We start from the raw sequence: 21,808 nt of genomic DNA on the forward strand, positions 1-21,808 counted from the left end.
AGGCTCAACCGCATCATTCAGCTGCTTTGCCTGTCGCTATCATTACCTTTGAGGCCCGGCAGGCGGCATCGGCGGCGATGAGAAGCGCAGTGCGGCCAGCCAGCGCGCACGCTTGTCCTCATACGCCAATGCCGCATGCGCCGGACTGCTCGACGGCAACAGCACCACCCGATAGTTTTCCGCCTTGGCCCCCAGCGCCTTGATCCCGATCTTGCCGGCGGTACCGCCATTGAAAGCGATGGTCTCCAATGCCGGAAGACCGGCGATCAGCGTCAGCAAGTCATTGCCGCTGTGATCCCTGATTTCGCTGTCGAGACTGCCGATGCGCCTGGCCTGGGCAATGACGTCCCACAGGCCGATGCGATGCTGCAGCAAGGTGGCAAGCCTGGCGGCGTAGTCCATCGTGTAAAGGTCAACCCCGATCACTTCGCCCACCAGCCGCCAGAACGCATTGCGCGGATGCCCGTAATACTGCCGGATCGCCAGCGAAGCCGTTCCCGGCAGGCTGCCCAGGATCAGGATGCGCGTATCCTGCGCCACTACCGGCGCAAAGCTGGCCAGCAAGGGATCAGTAGTGCCCGAATCGGCAGCGCGGGCAGCATCATGGGCAGGCGAAGGGGTGGCGGCAAAGGAGCGGCGAGCAGGCATGTAAATGGCCGGGATGAAAAGAATTTCAGCAAGCTCCATCGGCCTCGCCATCCGGGCACAATGGCGCGGCTGCAGAAGCGTCAGGCTTGCGGCAAAATGCACAAGAATTCACATCTTAGCGTAAGCTGCCCAGGCGTCACGCGCCGGGCCATTCACACAAGGGATACAGAACATGACAGACAAGGTCATCATCGTCACCGGCGGCAGCCGTGGCATCGGCGCGGCCACCGCGTTGCTGGCGGGCCAGCGCGGCTACGCAGTGTGCGTCAACTACGTGTCCAACCGCGAGGCCGCCGAGTCGGTGGCCGGGCAGATCCGTGCCGCGGGCGGCCGCGCCATTACCGTCGCCGGCGATGTCTCCAAAGAGGAGGACGTGCTGCGCCTCTTCACCACCACCGACCAGGAGCTGGGCCGCGTCACCGCCCTGGTCAACAATGCCGGCATCCTGGATCACCAGTCGCGCCTGGACGCCATGAGCGCCGAACGCATCACCCGGGTGCTGGTCGCCAACGTCACCGGCAGCCTGCTGTGCGCGCGCGAGGCGGTCAAGCGCATGTCCACCCGCCACGGCGGGCAGGGCGGGGCCATCGTCAACCTGTCGTCGATGGCCGCCAAGCTGGGCGGCCCCGGTGAATACGTGGACTACGCCGCCTCCAAGGGTGCCATCGATGCCTTCACCATCGGCCTGGCCAAGGAAGTGGCCGCCGAGGGCATCCGCGTCAACGCCGTGCGTCCGGGTCTGATCTATACCGATATCCACGCCAGCGGCGGCGAGGCGGGCCGTGTCGACCGGCTCAAGGATGCCGTCCCCATGAAGCGCGGCGGCACCGCCGAGGAAGTGGCTCACGCCATCCTGTGGCTGCTGTCGGACGAGTCCTCGTATGCCACGGGGACTTTCATCGACGTTTCCGGTGGCCGCTGAGCGTCTGGCCGGCCATTGATCAGGGAGCTCACCATGGACAGCACCGTTTCCCCGCGCCGCATCGATGTACTGCTGGCCCGCTATGCCGAGAGCCATCGCCATCCGATGAATGAACTGATCCACTGCATCTGCGTGCCGGCCATCGTGTTTTCGCTGCTGGGGCTGTGCTGGATCGTGTCGCCAGCCGTGGCCCTGCTGGTGGCTGCCGCTACGCTGGCCTGGTATCTGCGGCTGTCGCCGCCCTTTGCGGTGGGCATGCTGGCCATGTCGGCGGTAATGCTGGTGCTGCTGGCGCGGCTGCCCTTGGGAGCGGTCCTGCCGGTATCGGCCACGGTTTTCGTGCTGGCCTGGATCGGCCAGTTCATCGGCCACCGCATTGAAGGCAAAAAGCCATCCTTCTTCGAGGACCTGCGTTTTCTGCTGGTCGGGCCCTTGTTTGTGCTGGCTTTCCTGTACCGGCGTTGGCACATCGCCTACTGAAAACGTCCTTGCGGGAACGATTGTCGACGCGCGGCCTCTTTGTATTAAGATGTAAAGGAATGTGTGCTTCCGCGCCGGATGCGAGATCATGTTGCGTTCGCGCGGACGCTCGAATCCCCCCGCTGCCCGGAGACGGGCCAAACAGTTCTCAGTCGGAGTTTTTAGTATGAAGAAATTGATTGTGATCGCAGCCCTGGGCTCCCTGGTAGCCGGCTGCGCAGTAACCCCCAACTCGGCCAGCGTCTACAACACCCGCCAGGCGCAGGGTGAGCAGACCGTGCGCATGGGCGTGGTCGAGTCGATCCGCAACGTCACCATCGACAAGGGTTCGAGCGGTGTCGGTACCCTCGGCGGCGCAGCATTGGGCGGCATTGCGGCCGGTTCCAACATCGGCGGCGGCAATGGTGCCCTGGCGGCCGGTATTGTCGGCGCGCTGGCAGGTGGCGTCCTGGGCAACCAGGCTGAAGCCCACCTGAACAACCGTCCTGGCCTGGAAATCACCGTGCGCCTGGATAACGGCGAGCTGCGTGCCATCACCCAGGATGCAGATGAACCTTTCCGCATCGGTGAACGCGTGCGTCTGCTGTCCAACGGCCGTACCACCCGCGTGACGCACTGATTTTTGCGAAGCGTATGAAGAAGCAGGGCTGCGGCCCTGCTTTTTTTTCAGGCGATCAAGGGAAGATCCTCGCCGCTGCGCCAATCGCGCCACGTCCTCTGGTGGATCTGGTAGAGACGGTGCAGGCGCAACGCGTGACCTGCTGGCAAACGGGGATGGAGAAAGTCATCTTTCATTTCCGAGCTCATGCCCAGTCGCTGCATTACCCCTAGCGAGCGCGTGTTGGCGGGTACCGTAAAAGCAACGATCCTTGGCAGCGCCAGTCTCAGAAAGCCGAAATCCAGCGCGCAGCGCGCTGCCTCCGTGACATAGCCTCGGCCCCAGAGCGCGGGAGCCAGCCGCCACCCGATTTCGATGGCTGGCGTGAAATGTGCCTCGAATCCGACATGCATCAAGCCAACGACCCCGGCCATTTCGCTGACGCCAGGGATCTCCAGAGCCCATGGGCCAAATCCATGCTGGACGAAATGCTCTTCTATCTTGTCGGCCAAGGCATTGCTCTCTGCTCGAGTCAGGCATTTTGGGAAGTGCTGCATGGCCACCGGATCGGCGTTGATCGCCGCCAGCGCTTCGCGATCCTCCGCTCGCCATCGCCGCAGGAGTACGCGGGGGCCCTGCAGTAAGGGCTCTTCAGGATGAGCTGGTGTCATTGTTGGCGGATGTTTGTTTGGATTTCAGCAACCACATGTAGATCACCGTCTGCAACAGCGCAACGGTACTGCCGATGATCACTTCCCCCACGCGCATCAAGGCCAGGTGCAGTTCCTGGCTCAGGCCGTTGCCGCTGAAGGCCGCCGACAGCAGGATCACCACGGTCGCCGGCCCCAGCCGCCAGTTGCTCGGATAGTTCTGCAGCAGCATGGCCACCACCACCGCTGCGGTCAGCGCCACCAGCATGGCCAGGAAGGTCGGCCCGAACACCACCAGCGCAATGCAGGAAACGATGCAGCCCGAAATCGTGTTGATCAGCCGCGCCCGGAAATTGGCCTTGGCCACCGTCATGTCCGGCTCGGTCACGATGATGAGCGAAATCATGGCCCAGTAGGGCTCCTCGATGCCCAGCGCGCGCAGCCCGTACCACAGGATCAGGCAGCCGGAGAGGATCTTGACCAGATAGGCGAGGGCGTTCTTGCGGGGATTGATGAAGTGCAATTCCATAGGCCGATGTTAACCAGCCAGCATCGTGGCTGCAAGCCGATATGAACGAAAACGCCGCCTGCGAGTTTCCCCGCAGGCGGCGCTGCTGCCATCAAGCCATGACGGCCTGACGGCACGGTCCGGCAGATGAACGAACTTACTTGGCGGCCATGGCCAGCAGCATGTCGTTCAAACGCTTCACGAAGCTGGCCGGATCAGCCAGTGCACCGCCTTCAGCCAGCAGGGCCTGGTCATACAGGATGTGCGACCAGTCGTCGAAGCGCGCCTCTTCGTACTTCAGGCGCTGCACCAGCGGGTGGTCCGGGTTGATTTCCAGCGTGGGCTTGGATTCCGGTGCTGCCTGGCCGGCTGCCTTCAACATGCGCACCAGGTTGCCCGACAGTTCGTTCTCGTCGGCCACCAGGCAAGCCGGGGAATCGGTCAGGCGGAAGGTCACGCGCACTTCCTTGGCCTTGTCGCCCAGGGCGGTCTTCATCTTCTCGACCAGCTCCTTGTACTCGGCTTGCGTCTCTTCGTGCTGCTTCTTCTCGGCTTCGTTCTCCAGCTGGCCCAGGTCCAGGCCGCCCTTGGCCACCGAGGCGAGTTCCTTGCCTTCGAACTCGGTCAGGAAGGACAGCATCCACTCGTCCACGCGGTCGGTCAGCAGCAGCACTTCCACACCCTTCTTGCGGAAGATTTCCAGGTGCGGGCTGTTCTTGGCGGCCTGGTACGTCTCGGCAGTGACGTAGTAGATCTTGTCCTGGCCTTCCTTCATGCGGGCCACATAATCGGCCAGCGAAACATTCTGCACATCGCTGTCATTGTGGGTGGACGCAAAGCGCAGCAGCTTGGCGATGCGCTCCTTGTTGGCCGCATCCTCGCCGATGCCTTCCTTCAACACCTGGCCGAACTCGGTCCAGAAGGTGGTGTACTTGTCCTTCTGCGCCTGGTCTTCGCTGTTGGCCAGCTCTTCCAGTAGGCTCAGCACGCGCTTGGCCGAACCGTCGCGGATGGCGCGCACGTCGCGCGACTCCTGCAGGATCTCGCGCGAGACGTTCAGCGGCAGGTCGGCCGAATCGATCACGCCCTTGACGAAGCGCAGGTACACCGGCATCAGCTGCTCGGCATCGTCCATGATGAACACGCGCTTGACGTACAGCTTGATGCCGCCGCGCTTGTTGCGGTCCCACAGGTCGAACGGGGCGCGCGCCGGGATGTAGAGCAGCTGGGTGTATTCGCTGCGGCCTTCCACGCGGTTGTGGGTGTAGGCCAGGGGCGCACCGAAGTCGTGCGAGACGTGCTTGTAGAACTCTTCATATTGCTCGGGCGTGACCTCCGACTTGCTGCGGGTCCACAGGGCGCTGGCCTGGTTGACCGTCTCCAGCTCGTCCTTCTGCACGGTTTCCTTCTTTTCCTCATCCCATTCTTCCTTGTTCATCAAGATGGGCAGGGAGATGTGGTCGGAATACTTGCGGATGATGGACTTCAGTTGCCAAGCGGAGAGGAATTCATCTTCGCCTTCACGCAGGTGAAGAATGATGTCGGTGCCACGGCCCGGCTTGGTGATCTGCTCGATGGAGAAGTCGCCCGCGCCTTCGGATTCCCAGCGCACGCCTTCGGAAGCGGGGGTGCCGGCACGACGCGTCTCGACCGTGATGCGGTCGGCGATGATGAAGCCCGAATAGAAGCCCACGCCGAACTGGCCGATCAGGGCGGCATCCTTCTGCTGGTCGCCCGACAGGCGCGAGAAGAATTCCTTGGTGCCCGACTTGGCGATGGTGCCCAGGTGCGAGATGGCCTCATCCCGGTTCATGCCGATGCCGTTGTCGGAGATGGTGATGGTGCGCGCCGCCTTGTCGAAGCTGATCTTGATCTTCAGTTCCGGATCGTCCTCGAACAGGCTGCCATTGTTGATCGCCTCGAAGCGCAGCTTGTCGGCCGCATCGGAGGCGTTGGAGACCAGCTCGCGCAGGAAGATTTCCTTGTTCGAATACAGCGAGTGGATCATCAATTGCAGCAGTTGCTTGACTTCGGCCTGGAAGCCCATGGTCTGTTTTTCGGTTGCCATGTGGTTGTCCTTAATTGAAGAAATGGATGAGTGAAATAGGCAGAGGTAATCGTCTGTGGGCAGGATATAGGGAGAGACTTGTGGTTTTTCAACCGCAATTTTTGGTGTTTTTGTTCACTTTGTGAGCGTTCGCGTATTTCCTGATGGCATGTCTGCAACAAGCTGACCATAATTGCCGAAGTTAACTTTTATCAAGTCAATTGAAATTAAACGATTTTTCCGGGCTATTTGTAATTGAGTTGCAATCCGCCGGTGATAGAATTGTTTTAACAAAATGGTAACAAATTCGATCAGGCTGATCGAACGGATGTGCAAGCCGGCGCTCCCTCATAAAAAGAACAGGAGTCTCCCCGGCTTGATGACGGGAATCGCAGCGAGGGCTGCCGATTCTTTCCTGGGATGCGGGTTGGGTAGGGGAGGCCGGTGGGATACCGGCTGATCGTGTTGATGAGAGTTCTCAAAAGCAAGCGTTTCATACTGGGCGTTTCATTGGGCTTGGCCGCGCATTCCGCGCCCCAGGCGGCTGACAAGCCGCCAGCCGACGCCGTCATAATGCAAACCACACCGGCCGCGCCGGCCACCTTCGACAACAAACTGGATGCTCCGCCGCAAATCCGGCTGGGTGCCGATCCTGCCGGCCCATCGGCGACGGACTACCGCCTGCCGGGTTTGCCGGCCGACACCCCGCCGCCCTCGACCCAGGATGAAATCCTGCTGTTGCTGCGCCAGTCCGATCCGAGCTTCTCGGGCAATCAGATCGTCCTGCCGCAGATCAGCATCGTCACCGAAGGCGAGACCGTCCCGGACCTGAGCCTGCGCAGCGTGCTCGACCTGGCGCTCAACAACAGTTACAGCTACGCCGCCACTTCCGCGCAAGCGGACCAGGCGCGCTATGCCTCCAAGGCCACGGCCGGCCAGCTCGGCCCGACGCTGGACCTGCGGGCGCAGAAGGGCAATGAATATTCTTCGCCGTCCTCGGTGATCGATCCCAATACCGGCCTGATCCAGCGCGCCTCGTACCACAAGCGCTGGGATGTGACGCTGATCGGCCGCCAGCCCATCTTCGCGCCCGGTTCGTATTACGACTATCGCAAGAGCAGCTCGCTGGCCGATGCCGCCGACCTGCGCCGCGACGATGCCCGCGAGACCCTGTATTACAACGCCATCAAGGCGTATTACGACGTCATGCGCGCCTACGCCACGCTGTCGTTCTCGCGCAGCTACGCCCAGCGCATGGGCGCCTTGCTGGATTACATGAGCAAGCGCCTCGAAGGCGGCGGTGCCAGCCGCATCGACTTTGAACGCGTGCGCGGCCGCTCGCTCACGGCCCAGTCCGCCGTGGCCGAGGCCGAAGGCGCGCTGGAGAGCGCCATGGTGTCGCTGAACCAGATCACCGGCCGCAAGATCGAGCAGATCGAAGTGCCGGACCACATGATGCCGACCGTGCCGGATACCTCCAAGCTGGCCCTGCAGGATGTCTACGAGACCAACCCCGGCGTGCGTGCCGCGCGGCGCGATGTGGACGCGGCCAATCAGGAACTGAAGTCGGCGCGCGCCAAGTTCTCGCCCACGCTGGCCCTGGAATGGACCCAGACCAAGACCCGCGGTGCAGGCGGTGCCATCGACACCACCGACAACACCTTGCAGCTGACCACCGACCGCCGCCTGATGATGGTGGTGAGCATGAACCTGCTCAATGGCGGCTCGGACATGTATTACAGCAAGCAGGCCGGTGCCAAGTACGTGGAAAAGAGCAACACCGCGCTCGACCTGGAACGCAAATTGCGTGAGCAGATCGAGATCAATTACCGCACCCTGGGCGCGGTGAGAAAGCGCATGGAGATTTCGCGCCAGGCCTATCTCACCAATGCCAACGTGGCCGATGTCTTCCTGGAACAGCTCTCCACCGGCAGCAAGCAATTGCTGGACGTGCTGGACGCCTATCAGCAGGCCTACCAGGCGCGCATGGACTTTGCCAACCTGTTGTTCCAGCAGGCCGATATCAGCTATCAGATCCTGCGCAACACCGGTCGCGCATCGGCACTGGAAACCCTGCCCACGCGGGCGGCCAACAAGACGGGGGAATGATGGAGGGCGGCAAGGAACAGAATTTCTGGCCAGGCTTCGTGGACGCGCTGTCCAACGTGGTGCTGGTGATGATCTTCGTGGTGGTGGTGTTCGTGGTGACGCTGTTCTACTACTCGCAGAAGCTGGCGCAGATGAAGGTCAGCAAGCTGATCTCGCAGGGCCAGACGCAGGTCGTGGGTGAATCCAAGGCCAGGAAGACCGACACCATTGCCACCGCCGACAGCACCAGCATCAACAGTGCCGAAACGCCCGGCGAGCGCGAGAAGGCACAGGAAATCGAGCAGCTCAAGCGCGAGGTGGCCAGCCTCAAAGCCAAGCTGGCCGCGCCGCCCCTGCAGTCCGACAACGGCAGCCTGCGCAGCGCTGCCGCACCCTCCAGCCCCAATGCGATCCAGGTCAAGACCGAACCCAACGACAAGGAAGTCGCGCCCGGCCTGCGCATCGATGCCAACGAAAAAGCGGTGACCCTGAACTTCGATGCCGATTCTACCCAGTTGAATGACGAGGGCAGCAAAGCGCTGGACAAGAGCATCGGCGACTGGGTGCGCCGCGCCAAGTCCAGCCAGGGCAAGATCGTCGTCACCGGCGTGATCGGCAGCGGTGCCTACAGCGAGAGCCGGCGGCGTGCCTACTATCGCACCGTTGCGGTTCGCAATTACCTGATCGATGCCGGGGTGGACAAGGAACGCGTCACCAGCCGCGTGGCCACCGATGAAAACGGCAGCGGCAATGATGCGCGCGTGATCGTGCAATACCAGGCCTCGGCAAAATGACGCTCTCGCTCAAGCCCGGCACCGGCCACGGAATCAGTTCCCGCGGCAAGGGCTTCATGCGCCGCCTGGCACCGCGCCTGGACCGCCGCCTGGGCGAGCTGCAGGCCATGCCGCGTCCGCGCCTGGCAGTGCTGGCCTGCACGCTGCTGCTGGCCTTGCTGGTGATCTGGTCGATGCTGGCGCCCATCGATATGGTGGTGCGCGGCAGTGGCCGCATCGTCGCCTCCGAACACAACCAGGTCATCCAGCATCTGGAAGGCGGCATCGTCTCCGCCATCCTGGTGCGCGAGGGCGCGGTGGTCAGGAAGGGCCAGACCCTGATCTCGATTGCCGACGTGCGTGCCAATGCCGATCTCGGTGAAGGCCGCGTCAAGATCCTCGGCCTGCGTGCCAAGATCGCTCGCCTCTCGGCCGAAGCGGCGGGGGCTGCGAGCCTGCAGATGCCGGCCGACCTCGACCGCGATGATCCCGCTGTCCAAAGCGAGCAGGCCGCCTTCGCCGCGCGCTCGGCCAAGCTCATGCAGGAAATGTCGGTGCTGCGTGAACAGGCCGCGCAACGCCAGGCCGAGCTGGGCGAAGCGGTCAGCCGCCAGAAGAGCCAGGCCAGCGAACTGGACCTGGCACAGCGTCAGTACAAGCTGATCCACAACATGCTCGAACGCAATGCCGCCTCGCAACTGGAAGACATCCAGGCCGCCGCCCGCGTGCAGGATGCGCAGAGCAAGCTCTCGGCCAACGATGCCATGATCCCGCGCCTGAAAGCGGCCATCGCCGAATCGCAGGCCAAGATGGGCGAAGCTTCATCGCGCTTCCGTTCGGATGCCCGCGCCGAACTCACTGCAGCGGAAACCGAACTGGCGCGCCTGCAGGAAGAAATCAAATCGCGCAACGACCGCGTGTCGCGCTCGGAAGTGAAAGCGCCCATGGATGGCGTGGTCAACCGCGTGATGATCAATACCGTCGGTGGCGTGGTCCGGCCCGGCGACCCCATCATCGAGATGACCCCCAGCGACGACAAGCTGGTCATTGAAGCCCGCATCTCCCCAACTGACCGCGCCGAACTGGCCACCGGTGCCAAGGCGCGCGTGAAGGTCTCGGCCTATGACTACGGCGTGTATGGCGCCATGGAAGGCGTGGTCACCGAGATCAGCGCCGACACCGTCCCCGATGAAAACAATCCGCGCGGCGAGCGCAGCTACCGCATCAAGATCGCCGTCCAGCGCGGCGACAACGATCTGCAGCGCAAGCTGGCCCTGATGCCCGGCATGACTGCCAGCGCCGACATCATCGTCGGCCGCCGCACGGTGTGGCAGTACCTGATGTCGCCGCTGTCGCGCTTCGGCCAGGGTGCCCTGCGGGAGCCGCGATGAACCGCGCCGCACTGCCTGAAGTGCTTTATTGCTCGCCGCAAAGCCACATCCACCAAGGCTTTGCGGCGGTTGACGTTTTCTGCACCATCCACTTTCCCTGCGTTCTTTTCTCCGGAACCTCGCACGTATGAAAAACCTTCGCCAGTTCTACGCACTTGCCGCCATCCCGACGCTCCTGCTGCTGTTGGGCGCCTTCCTGTTCCGGGGATTCGTGGGGCATGCGATCCAGATCAATCCCTTCCTGAACCTGTTCATCATCGCGGTGGCGGTGTTCGGCATTGCGCTGATCTTCTACAACCTGTACCGCGTCAACTGGGAATACGACAAGCTGATCCAGTTCTACGACCGTACCAAGGCCGGCGAATCGATGGAAAGCCTGGTGAAGGCGCCTGAATTCGAAGGCACCGAGATCGGCCAGGTGCTGGTGTCCGTGGCCAGCACCAAGGGCCGGCTGACTTCCCGTATCGAACAGGAAACCATCGAAGGCTCGCTGCACGACCTGCGCGCGCACCTCGAAGCCAAGACCGAATTCCCGCAATTCCTGACCGGCTTCATGATCGCGCTGGGTCTGCTGGGTACCTTCATCGGCCTGCTGGAAACCCTGGTCAGCACCGCCGCCCTGATCGATGGCTTCGGCAAGGCCAGCACGGCCGGCGACATGGATGCCTCCTTCATGCACCTGGTGGCCGACCTGCAAAAGCCGCTGGCCTCGATGGGCACCGCCTTCTCGGCCTCGATGTTCGGCCTGATCGGTTCGCTGGCGCTGGGCCTGACCCTGACGCCGCTGCGCGCGGCCAGCAAGAAGCTGGTCACGCGCGCCCGCGAATGCATCAGCGACATGGTGCAGCACGTGGTGCATGACATGAGCGGCCCGGCGGCCACGCAGCGCCAGGGCGTCTCCGAAACCTTCCTCGCCGAATTCCTGCAGGATCTGATGGTGCTGCAGCGCGAATCCATCATGGCCGCGCGCAACAGTTCGGAGGCCTCGCTGCAGGCCGGCATCAAGCTCGAAGGCCTGAACGACCGCCTCAACAACATCGTCCAGCTCTTCAACGACAGCATGGAAGAATCGCGCAGCCTGCGCCAGCTGGTGGCCTTCGGCCCGCGCATGCACGAGACCGCACAGCAGACGCTGGAGGAGATCCGCAACGTCGGCCAGTTGATCAACACCAAGATCACCTCCGCCCGCGATCTCTCCGACAGCCTGTCCTCGCTGGAAGAACGCCTCTCGGTCAATGGCGACATCGCCAACCGCACCTTCGAAGTGATGCCGCAGATCGTTTCCACCATCCAGGCCGGCCAGCTGGCGCTGTCCACCGCACTCAGTTCGCTGCAGGCGCAGCAGGGTGAGATCTCCAACATGAACGAAAAGAATGCGCAGAACATCGCGCAGCTGCCGGCACTGCTGAACCAGATCTCGGTACGCCTGGCCGACGAGATGGGAGCGATCCAGTACCAGGGCGAACTGCAGGCCACCGTGGCCGCGCGCCTGAACGAACTGGGCAACACCATCGGCGAGAACTCCAGCAACATGGCGCGCGATGCGCTGTCCGCACGCCAGCTGCAGATCGACCTGGCCAAGCACATGGCGATGCAGAACGATCGCGTCAAGAACTTGGGCGCCATCCCGCAATCGCTGACCTCCATCACCGAAGCCCTGATGCGCCAGAACATCAACTGGCAGACCGTCATCGACGAGATGCGTACCGGCCGCCAGACCATGGTCAAGGACCTGCGCCTGGAACTGCGCGAAGCGATCCGCGAAATCACCGCCACCAACCGCGGCGGCCAGGCCTGATCGCAGCCTGACGACGAACGCCACGCACCATGAACGCCAGCGAACAGGTCCACATCGATCAGCCGCAAGTCCGCACGGACCTGCGCGCTGATCCCACTTACCTGACGCTGCTGCGCGCCTATGGCAGCCGCTTCGTCGAGATCATCGTGGCCGGCATCCTGGTCAATCTGCTGGGCCTGCTGATGCCGCTGTATTCGCGGCTGATCTACGACAAGGTGCTGGGCAACCATATCCCGGAAACGCTCTGGGCGCTGACGCTGGGCATGCTGCTCTTCATCGGGCTGGAGCTGGTGTTGCGCATCATCCGCGTGTATTACACCGAGCAACTGGCCGGCCGCCTGGATGGCGAGTTCGATGAAGTTTCGGCACGCCGCCTGCTGACGGCCAAGGTACAAGCACCGGTGGGCGTGGTGCTGGCGCGTTACCGTGATCTCTCGGCGGCGCGCGACCTGCTCTCGTCCAACTACATGCTGCTGCTGGTGGACCTGCCGTTCCTCGCGCTGTACCTGGTGGTGCTGGGCCTCATCGGCGGCCACATGGTGTGGGTGCTGCTGGTGGGCGGGGCGCTGCTGGTCGGCATGCAGCTGCTGCTCAAAGTCCCGGCCAATGACTATGCGCATGCGGCCATGAAGGCCGGTACCGGCAAGGTGGACAAGCTGGCCAGCATCGTCTACGGCATGGAAACGCTCAAGACCACGCCGCTGCAGGACCGCCTCATGCGCGCCTTCCTGGCCGATGCCGGTGCCAATGCCGTGGCCCAGGCCAAGAGCCGCTTCTGGATGAATACCAGCTATGCCATCTCCACCGTGGGCTACACCTTCATTGCGGTGGCCACGCTGGTGGTGGGCGTCTATCTGGTGGAAGACAACCTGCTCACCGTCGGCGCGCTGATTGCCTGCTCGCTGCTGATCAGCCGCGCCACCACGGTGCTGTCGTCGCTGGCGGCACTCCTGGGCCGCATCGAGATGTTCCGCCGCGCCCGAGCCGAATTTGACCAGCTGTTCGAAGAGCAGAAAGAGACACCGACCGCCGATGTGCTGCGCCAGGAAATGCGCGGCCTGATCCAGGTCGGCAATCTGCTGCTGCACCTGGACCAGAAGGAAAACGCCACCTTGAAAAACATCTCGCTGACCATCCAGCCCGGCGAGAAGGTGGGCCTGGTCGGGCGTTCCGGCTCGGGCAAGTCGACGCTGCTGCGTGCCCTGGCCGGCCTGCACCAGCCCGACGAAGGGCATGTCCTCATCGATGGCGTGGCCGTGACGGCCTATGCCCCCGAGGTGCGGATGCGCTGCATCGGCTTCAAGCCGCAGGAACCCTTCCTGTTCGATGGCACGGTAGCGGCCAACATCTTCGTGGGCGACCGCGTCCCGGGGCAGGTCTATGAAGCGGCGCTGGCGGTGTCCTCACTGGATGACCTGATCGCGCGCGGCGAGCTGCGCCTGGACCAGGCCATCAAGGCCCCCGGCAATCTCTCCGGCGGCCAGCGCCAGATGGTGGCACTGGCGCGCGTGATCGCCTGCACCCCGCGCATCCTGCTGCTGGACGAACCGACTACCGGCGTGGACCAGCAGACCGAGGCCCGCATCATCGAGCGACTGGCGGCGTATGCCGGCCCGCGCACGCTGGTGGTGGCCACCCACAGCCCGGCGCTGTTGCGCCACGTGGACCGCATCATCGTCATCGACGGCGGGCGCATCGTGGCAGACGGACCGCGCGACCAGATTTTGCAGTGACGCTGCCCGGCAGGGTCACCCCGAACCAGATTCAGATTCAGATTCAGATTCAGATTCAGATTCAGATTCAGATTCAGATTCAGATTCAGATTCAGATTCGACATCCGAACGATCTTCGATAGCGAGGAAACATGGCAACCGCAAGCTCATCACAAGCGAACTCCGCGGACAAGGTAGCAGGACCCGTGCGCGTGGTCATGCCCGACCAGGCCGGCAGCTTCCAGGTCAGCGCCAACCGCGCGGCCGTACAGCACGTGCAGGTGGTCGACGTGGACATGGTGCTGCACATGGCCGACGGCACCAAGGTGGTGCTGGCCGGCGGGGCCATGGAAGCCATGGACGACAAGTCCAAGGTCAGGTTCGCCGACACCAGCGCCGATACCGGCAAGCTGCTCGATACCGTGGGCAAGATCTCGCTCAAGCCGAACGACCAGTCGCGCGTGCTCAATTCCGATCCGGTCGCCTCTGCGCCCAACGTGGCCCCGGCCCAGCAGGTCACGGTGGACCGCAACTCGGCCAGCGTCGGCAGTGAAGGCGCGACCCAGTTCGCCCAGATCATCAGTGACAATGCCGCCTCGCTGACCAGCAGCAGCGGCACCGGCAAGACCGCCAATTCCACCGGCCCGCTGACGGCCGGCGACACCAGCCATTCAACCGTGACCAGCACGGCGGCCGCCGCAGCGGCCTCGCAGTCGCAGCCGACCACGCAACCGGTCCAGCCGCAATCGGTGATTGCGCAGACCGCCAATCCCAACGCCAACGAAGCGCCGGTCAAGCCGGTGGAGCCGCAGTTGCCCCCGGAACGTCCGGGCAGCAAGCCATCCACCATCGTGGTCGATCCCTCGCAACCGTCGATGGCGATCAAGCTGGTCAACCTGGCCACTACCACGCAGACCGGCGACACGCTCTTGGGCAGCGGCGGCATTCCGGTCTCGGCCACCGACGCCGGCCTGCCGCTGCAGTTCAGCACCCAGGTCATCAATGCGCCCGACAGCGTGCATACAATTTACGCAGCGGGCAACAATGCCGGCACCTTCATCAAGGTGTTCGACGTCACCATCACCGGCAATGGCACTGTGCTGTCGGTGACGGTCTCGGGCGTGCCGGCGGGGATGTCCATCGTCAACGGTACCGACCTTGGGGGCGGACGCTTCCAGATGACGGTGGCGGCCGGCCAGACCGACTTCCCGTTACAGTTCCAGTACAGTACGGTGGAAGCCAATTCAGCCTCACCGGTACACCAGGCCTTCGATCTGAGCTTCAGTACCGTGGTGGCCACCTCCAATGGCCAGCTCACCCTCAACGACACGCGCCACGTGGCCATCAAGGATGCCACCGGCTATGGCGACCTGAGCTATCTTGATCCGGCCACCGGCGACCCGGTGCTGGTGCTGCCGGCCCAGGGCCTGCCGCACGAAATCCATGCCGGCAACGGCGGTGTGACGGTCTATGGCAGCAATGCCAATGACCTGCTCTACGGCGGCAGCGGCAACGACGTGCTCATCGGCGGGACCGGCAATACCTTCTTCCAGGGCGGGGCAGGGGCCGACCAGATCGTGGGCGGTGTCAACAGTACCGGCACCAACGTCAACACGGCCAGCTATGCCGGTTCCTCGGCCGGCGTGACGGTCAACCTGGTGACCGGCACCGGCACCGGCGGCGATGCCCAGGGCGACCAGCTGAGCAATATCCAGAACCTGCGCGGCAGCGCCTTCGACGATACCTTCGTGGCCAATGCGGCGGTCAATCGACTGGACGGTGGCAGCGGCGGGTCCGATACAGTGTCATACGCTTCCTCGAACAGTGCCGTGACAGTCAACCTGGTCACCGGCACCGGTACGGGCGGATACGCGCAGGGCGATACCTATACACATATCCAGAACGTCATCGGCAGCGACTACAACGACATCTTCGTCGCCAGTGGCGAGGCCAACCGTTTTGATGGCGGATCGGGCTCCAATACGGTGTCCTACGCCAGCTCCAATGCCGGCGTGAACGTCAACCTGCAAAGCGGCGTGGGCAGCGGCGGAGCGGCGGCGGGCGATACCTATGTCCGCATCCAGAACGTGATCGGTACCGCCTTCAACGATACCTTCGTCGGCAGCGCCGACGCCAACAGCTTCGACGGCGGCAGCGGCGGCAGCGATACCGTCAGCTATGCCGGCTCGACGGCCGGCGTGTCGATCAACTTCGTGTCCGGACGCGGCACCGGCGGCTATGCTGAAGGCGACACTTACAACCACATCCAGAATGCGGTCGGCTCGGCCTTCGATGACGTCTTCATCGCCGGCGTGGACAGCGTGCACTTCGATGGCGGCAGCGGTGGCTCCGATACGGTGAACTACGGTGCCTCCACCGGTGCGGTCACGGTGAACATGATCACCATGAGCGGCAGCGGCGGCTACGCGCAGAACAATACCTACACCAACATCCAGAACATCGTCGGCAGCTCCTATTCCGACACCTTCATCGCCAGTGCCGCCGCCAACAATTTCAACGGCGGACTGGGCGGTTCGGATACGGTCAGTTATGCCAACTCCAATGCCGCAGTGACGGTCGACCTGACCCACACCGACGGCACCGGCACCTCCGGCGGCTATGCCCAGGGCGACGTGCTGGCGCATATCCAGAACCTGATCGGCAGCGCCTACAACGATACCTTCATCGCCAGCGCCGACGTCAACAATTTCAATGGCGGCGGTGGCTCCAACACGGTCAGCTACATCTTCTCGACCGGTGGCGTGACGGTCGACCTGACCAATGCGATTGGCACCGGCACCGGCGGCTACTATGCCGCAGGCGACTCCTTCAGCAACATCCAGAACCTGATCGGCAGCGCCTACGACGACACCTTCGTGGCCAGCGCCGACGCCAATACCTTTGATGGCGCGGGCTCCAACCACAACCGCGTCAGCTATGCCGCCTCTACCACCGCAGTGACGGTGGACCTGAACTTCACCGATGGCACCGGCACATCCGGTGGCTATGCGCAGGGTGACAAGCTCTCCAACATCCAGGACCTCACCGGCGGTGTCGGCAATGACACCTTCGTGGCCAGTGCAGCAGCCAACAACTTCGACGGCGGGGCCGGCTCGAACCGGGTCAGCTATGCCGCATCGAACGCCGGGGTTACGGTGGACCTGGTATTGGGCAGCGGTAGCGGCGGCTATGCCGACAACGATACCTACGTCAACATCCAGAACGTCACCGGCAGCACCGGCAATGACACCTTCATCGCCAGCCTGGCGGCCAACGACTTCGTCGGCGGGGGCGGCACCAATACGGTCAGCTACGCCAAGGCCAGCGACGGCAACGGCGTCACCGTGGACCTGTTCCATGGCACCGGCAGCAACGGCTTCGCCGGCGGTGACACCTACAGCGGCATCCAGAACGTGATCGGCTCGGCCTACGATGACACCTTCATCGCCGACAGCAACACCAACGTCTTTGCCGGCGGGCTCGGGTCCAATACGGTCAGCTACGCCTTCTCGACGGCAGCCGTCACCGTCAACCTGGTGACCGGCAGTGGCAGTGGCGGCTTTGCCGCAGGCGATACCTATACCGGCATCCAGAACGTGATCGGCTCCTCGCTGGACGATGTGATCATCGCCAGCAGCGAAGCCAACAGCATCGATGGCGGCACCAGTACGGCCAGCTCGCACAACCGCGTCAGCTATGCCAGCTCGGATGCCGCGGTCACGGTGGACCTGAGCTTCAGCAACGGTAGCGGCACCTTCGGTGGCTATGCGGCCGGCGACAAGCTGGTCAACGTGCAGGACCTCACCGGCAGCATCTACGACGACACCTTCGTCGCCAGTCTCGCGGCCAACAATTTCGATGGTGGCACGGGCTCGCTGCACAACCGCGTCAGCTATGCGCACTCGACCGCCAGCGAGACCATCAACCTCTTCACCAGCAGCGGCAGCGGCACCTATGCGGCCGGCGATACCTACACCAACATCCAGGATGTGACCGGCGGTTCGGGCGATGACCTCATCATCGCCAACGTGGCTGCCAACTTCATCGATGGCGGCAGCAGCACGGCCAGTTCGCACAACCGCGTGAGCTACGTCAACTCGACCGTGGCCGAGACCGTGGACCTGTTCAATGGCGTGGGCACGGGCGGTACGGGCAGCCTGGCCAATGGCGATACCTACGTCAATATCCAGGACGTGACCGGCGGCAGCGCCGATGACACCTTCATCGCCAATGCCGCGGCCAACAATTTCGATGGCAGCGGCGGCACGCACAACCGCGTCAGCTATGCCAATTCCAGTGTCGATGAAACGGTCAACCTGATCACCGGCCAGGGTAGTGGCAGTACCGGCAGCCTGGCCGCAGGCGATACCTACACCAACATCCAGGACGCTACCGGCGGCAGCGGCAACGACACGTTCTACGGCAATGCCGTGGCAAACCGTTTCGATGGCGGGGGCGGCAGCCACAACCGGGTCAACTACAGCGGTTCCACCGTGTCCGAATCGGTGAACCTGTTCACCGGGACCGGCACGGGCAGCACCGGCAGCCTGGCCAATGGCGATACCTACACCAACATCCAGGACGTGACCGGCGGTACCGCCGATGACGTCTTCACGGCCAGCGCGGCGGCCAACAATTTCGATGGCGGCACCGGCTCGTTGCACAACCGGGTGAGCTATACCAATTCCACCGTTGACGAAACCGTCAACCTGGTGACCGGACTGGGCAGTGGCGGCACCGGCAGCCTGGCCAATGGCGACACCTACGTCAACATTCAGGACGTCACCGGCGGCGGTGGCAACGACACCTTCTACGGCAACACCGCCGCCAACAATTTCGATGGCGGCGGCGGCAGCCACAACCGGGTCAGCTACAGTACCTCCACCGTCGCGGAGACGATCAACCTGTTCACCGGCAATGGCACGGGCAGCACCGGCAGCCTGTCCAATGGCGACACCTACACCAACATCCAGGACGCCACCGGCGGTTCGGCGGACGATCTCTTCGTGGCCAGCGCGGCGGCCAACTATTTCGATGGCGGCACCAGCACGGCCAGTTCGCACAACCGCGTCAGCTATGTCAACTCCGCAGCTGACGAAACCATCAACCTCTTCACGGGACTGGGCAGCGGCACGCTTGCCGCCGGCGACACCTACACCAACATCCAGGATGCGACCGGTGGCAGCGGCAACGACACCTTCTACGGCAACAGCGCGTCCAACAATTTTGATGGCGGTGGCGGCACGCACAACCGGGTCAATTATTCCAACTCCACGGCCGATGAAACCGTCAACCTGATCGCAGGCACCGGCAGCGGCGGCACCAACAGCCTGGCCAATGGCGATACCTATACCAACATCCAGGACGTGACCGGTGGCAGCGGCAATGACACCTTCTACGGTACGACGGCCGCCAACTTCTTCGATGGCGGTGGCGGCAGCCACAACCGCGTCAACTACAGCAGCTCCACCGTGGCTGAAACGGTCAACCTGTTCAACGGTACCGGCAGCGGTGGCGCAAATAGCCTGGCCAATGGCGATACCTATGCCAACATCCAGGATGTCACGGGCGGCTCGGCCGATGACGTCTTCATCGCCAACAGCGCGGCCAACTTCTTCGACGGCGGTACCAGTACGTCGACCTCGCACAACCTGGTCAGCTATGCCAATTCCAGCGCCGACGAAACCGTGAACCTGGTCACCGGCACCGGCAGTGGCGGCACGGGCAGCCTGGCCAATGGCGATACCTACATCAACATCCAGGATGTCACCGGTGGTGGCGGCAACGACACCTTCTACGGCAACAGCGCGGCCAACAAATTCGATGGCGGTGGCGGCACCCACAACCGCGTCAACTACAGCACCTCGGCTGTCTCGGAAACCATCAACCTGTTCAACGGCACCGGCAGCGGTGGCGCGAACAGTCTGGCCGACGGCGATACCTACACCAACATCCAGGACGCCACCGGCGGTACCGCCGATGACGTCTTCATCGCCAGTGCGGCGGCCAACGCGCTCGATGGCGGCACCGGTTCGCTGCACAACCGCGTGAGCTACGTCAACTCGACCGCCGATGAAACCATCAACCTGCTCACCGGTACCGGCAGCGGCGGCACGGGCAGCCTGGCCAATGGCGATACCTACGCCAACATCCAGGATGCCACCGGCGGCAGCGGCAACGACACCATCGTGGCCAGCCAGGCAGTGAACTTCCTGGACGGCGGCGCCGGTTCCAATACGGTCAGCTATGCGGGTACGCCGAGCAGCAACAGCTCCACCGGCGTGACGGTGAATCTTTCGACCGGTGTCGGCAGCGGCAACTACGCCCAGGGCGATACCTATGCCAACATCCAGAACGTGATCGGCAGCGCCTGGGCCGATACCCTGACCGGTTACGCGACGGCTGGCGTCACTTCGGTGCTGACCGGCGGCCAGGGGGCCGACAGCCTCACTGCGGTGGTGGCCAACCGTGCCGACACCTACGCCTCGTATGCCGGTTCGTCAGCGGGTGTGAGCATCAACCTGCAGGCCGGCACCGGCACCGGTGGCGATGCCCAGGGCGATACGCTGTTCAACATCGACAACGTCATCGGCAGCAGTCTCAACGACACCTTCTTCGCCAGCGCCAATGCCAACAAGTTCAACGGCGGCGCGGGTGGTTCCGATACGGTCAACTATTCGCTCTCCACCAGCAGCGACAGCACCGGCGTGACGGTGAACCTGTCCACCGGCGTGGGCAGCGGCAACTACGCGCAGGGCGACACTTACACCGCCATCGAGAACGTGGTCGGCAGTGCCCAAAACGACACGCTGACCGGCTTTGCCACGGTGGGGACGCAGTCCGTGCTGGAAGGCGGCGGCGGGGCCGACACCATTACGGCAGTGCTGGCCAATCGCGCCTTCACTTATGCCTCCTATGCCGGTTCGGGAGCGGCGGTGACCATCGACCTCAAGAACGGTACCGGCACCGGCGGCGACGCCCAGGGCGATATCCTGGTCAACATCGACAACGTCATCGGCAGCGCCTCCAGCGATCTGTTCAAGGCCAGCACCCAGGCCAACAAGTTCGATGGCGGCAGCGGCGGGGTCGATACGGTCAGCTACGAGTACGATACCGGCGGCGTGACGGTGGACCTCACCAATACGCTGGCGGCGACCGGTACCTATGCGGTGGGCGATACCTTCACCAACATCGCCAACCTCACCGGCGGCTCGGGCAACGATACCTTCTATGCCAGCAGCGTGGCCAACGCCTTTGATGGCGGGGCCGGCAACAACACGGTCAATTACGCGCGCTCGGGCAGCACGGCGGTCGTGGTGGACCTGTATCACGGCACCGGCAGCGGCGGCTATGCGGCGGGGGATACCTACGTCAACATCCAGAACGCGACCGGCAGCGCCGGCAGCGATACCTTCTACGCCAACAGCGCGGCCAATGTCTTCAACGGCGGGGCAGGGGGCAGCGATACGGTCAGCTACCTGTATTCGACCGGCAGCGCGATCACGGCCAGCCTGGTGTCGGGTGCGGGGGGCAGCGGCGGCGACGCCAGCGGCGACAGCTATGTCGGCATTGCCAATCTGGAAGGCAGTGCCAACGTGGACAGCACGCTGACCGGCAACAGCGCGGCCAACGTGCTGTCGGCACGCGGCACGGCGACCACCAACGTACTGAGCGGCGGTGGCGCGAGTTCGGGCACTGATGTGTTCAACGTGGTCGATGGCGGCCACAATTCGGTGACGGTCGGCAGCGGCAACAACCTGATCAACGTCAGCGCCGGTTCGCACAGTTCGGCCGGGGCCCAGAGCGACATGGTCAACCAGACCACCGGGACCTCCAACATCAACAGCATCAGCGGTGGCGCAGGGGTCACGACGCTGCACTTTGCGGACCTGGGGTCGTCACTGAACCTGAGCAACTTCTCCAGCAAGGTCACCGGCATCACCACACTGGACGTCAGTGCCGGCAGCGGTACCAACGTGATCATCACGGCCGACGATGTGCGTCAGATGGGCATGGCCGGCAGCGGCATCTCGAAGATCCTCACGGTCAAGATGAGTACTTCCGAGAGCTTGCAGATCATGGCCAACGGCTCGGACCATTACGTCTACTTCCCCGGCACGACCGACTATGCCTTCTACAACGCCAGCAACCAGGAAATTGCCCGCATCCACCTGGTCACTGCCTGATGTGATG

Annotated in this window: 13 protein-coding genes; 9 read left to right on the top strand and 4 right to left on the bottom strand. The window is 63.4% G+C overall.

The features are described from left to right. Nucleotides 1–42 precede the first annotated feature (42 nt). Complete coding sequence (locus tag E2K99_RS09090; protein WP_134224063.1) at nt 43–564, bottom strand: DNA-deoxyinosine glycosylase; 522 nt, start codon at nt 562–564, stop codon at nt 43–45. Between the two features lie 256 nt (nt 565–820). Between E2K99_RS09090 and E2K99_RS09095 the strand changes: the two genes are divergently transcribed. The 3 genes from E2K99_RS09095 to E2K99_RS09105 all read left to right on the top strand — a co-directional run bounded on the left by E2K99_RS09095 (nt 821) and on the right by E2K99_RS09105 (nt 2,669). Continuing rightward, the gene (locus E2K99_RS09095) at nt 821–1,570 is read left to right on the top strand and encodes an SDR family oxidoreductase (RefSeq protein ID WP_034336623.1); all 750 of its coding nucleotides are present in this window, start codon (nt 821–823) and stop codon (nt 1,568–1,570) included. Nucleotides 1,571–1,603: 33 nt separating this feature from the next. After that, the gene (locus E2K99_RS09100) at nt 1,604–2,050 is read left to right on the top strand and encodes an Mpo1 family 2-hydroxy fatty acid dioxygenase (RefSeq protein WP_134222011.1); all 447 of its coding nucleotides are present in this window, start codon (nt 1,604–1,606) and stop codon (nt 2,048–2,050) included. Between the two features lie 166 nt (nt 2,051–2,216). Continuing rightward, nucleotides 2,217–2,669, top strand: a complete 453-nt coding sequence (locus E2K99_RS09105) for an outer membrane lipoprotein (RefSeq protein WP_034336617.1) — start codon at nt 2,217–2,219, stop codon at nt 2,667–2,669. 47 nt (nt 2,670–2,716) lie between these two features. Here E2K99_RS09105 and E2K99_RS09110 read toward each other — a convergent pair whose 3' ends face one another. The 3 genes from E2K99_RS09110 to htpG form a co-directional block, all read right to left on the bottom strand. Continuing rightward, a complete protein-coding gene (locus E2K99_RS09110; protein WP_134222012.1) occupies nt 2,717–3,319 on the bottom strand; it encodes a GNAT family N-acetyltransferase in 603 nt (200 codons plus the stop codon). Then, the gene (locus tag E2K99_RS09115; RefSeq protein WP_134222013.1) at nt 3,300–3,827 is read right to left on the bottom strand and encodes an FUSC family protein; all 528 of its coding nucleotides are present in this window, start codon (nt 3,825–3,827) and stop codon (nt 3,300–3,302) included. Before E2K99_RS09115 ends, E2K99_RS09110 begins: the two co-directional genes overlap by 20 nt. Before the next feature lie 136 nt (nt 3,828–3,963). Then, nucleotides 3,964–5,874 carry a molecular chaperone HtpG gene (htpG, locus tag E2K99_RS09120; RefSeq protein WP_121039260.1) on the bottom strand — a complete coding sequence of 637 codons (1,911 nt, stop codon included), beginning with the start codon at nt 5,872–5,874 and terminating at the stop codon, nt 3,964–3,966. Nucleotides 5,875–6,312: 438 nt separating this feature from the next. Here htpG and E2K99_RS09125 point away from each other — a divergent pair, with 438 nt between their 5' ends. The 6 genes from E2K99_RS09125 (at nt 6,313) to E2K99_RS09150 (ending at nt 21,801) form a co-directional block, all read left to right on the top strand. Next, the gene (locus tag E2K99_RS09125) at nt 6,313–7,962 is read left to right on the top strand and encodes a TolC family protein (protein WP_134135350.1); all 1,650 of its coding nucleotides are present in this window, start codon (nt 6,313–6,315) and stop codon (nt 7,960–7,962) included. After that, nucleotides 7,962–8,735 (top strand): OmpA family protein, encoded by a 774-nt coding sequence (locus E2K99_RS09130; RefSeq protein ID WP_198516499.1) that lies wholly within the window; start codon nt 7,962–7,964, stop codon nt 8,733–8,735. The genes E2K99_RS09125 and E2K99_RS09130 overlap by 1 nt, the downstream gene beginning before the upstream one ends. Then, the gene (locus E2K99_RS09135) at nt 8,732–10,105 is read left to right on the top strand and encodes an HlyD family type I secretion periplasmic adaptor subunit (protein WP_134222014.1); all 1,374 of its coding nucleotides are present in this window, start codon (nt 8,732–8,734) and stop codon (nt 10,103–10,105) included. The genes E2K99_RS09130 and E2K99_RS09135 overlap by 4 nt, the downstream gene beginning before the upstream one ends. A 127-nt stretch (nt 10,106–10,232) precedes the next feature. Beyond that, nucleotides 10,233–11,903 carry a biopolymer transporter ExbB gene (locus E2K99_RS09140; protein WP_134135100.1) on the top strand — a complete coding sequence of 557 codons (1,671 nt, stop codon included), beginning with the start codon at nt 10,233–10,235 and terminating at the stop codon, nt 11,901–11,903. A 29-nt stretch (nt 11,904–11,932) separates the two neighbouring features. Next, complete coding sequence (locus tag E2K99_RS09145; protein ID WP_034336595.1) at nt 11,933–13,636, top strand: peptidase domain-containing ABC transporter; 1,704 nt, start codon at nt 11,933–11,935, stop codon at nt 13,634–13,636. 197 nt (nt 13,637–13,833) lie between these two features. Then, on the top strand, nt 13,834–21,801 hold the full coding sequence (locus E2K99_RS09150; RefSeq protein WP_134224064.1) for a beta strand repeat-containing protein: 7,968 nt from the start codon (nt 13,834–13,836) through the stop codon (nt 21,799–21,801). The last annotated feature ends 7 nt before the right edge of the window (nt 21,802–21,808 follow it).

Source organism: Herbaspirillum huttiense (assembly GCF_004367745.1).
GTDB lineage: Bacteria > Pseudomonadota > Gammaproteobacteria > Burkholderiales > Burkholderiaceae_D > Herbaspirillum > Herbaspirillum huttiense.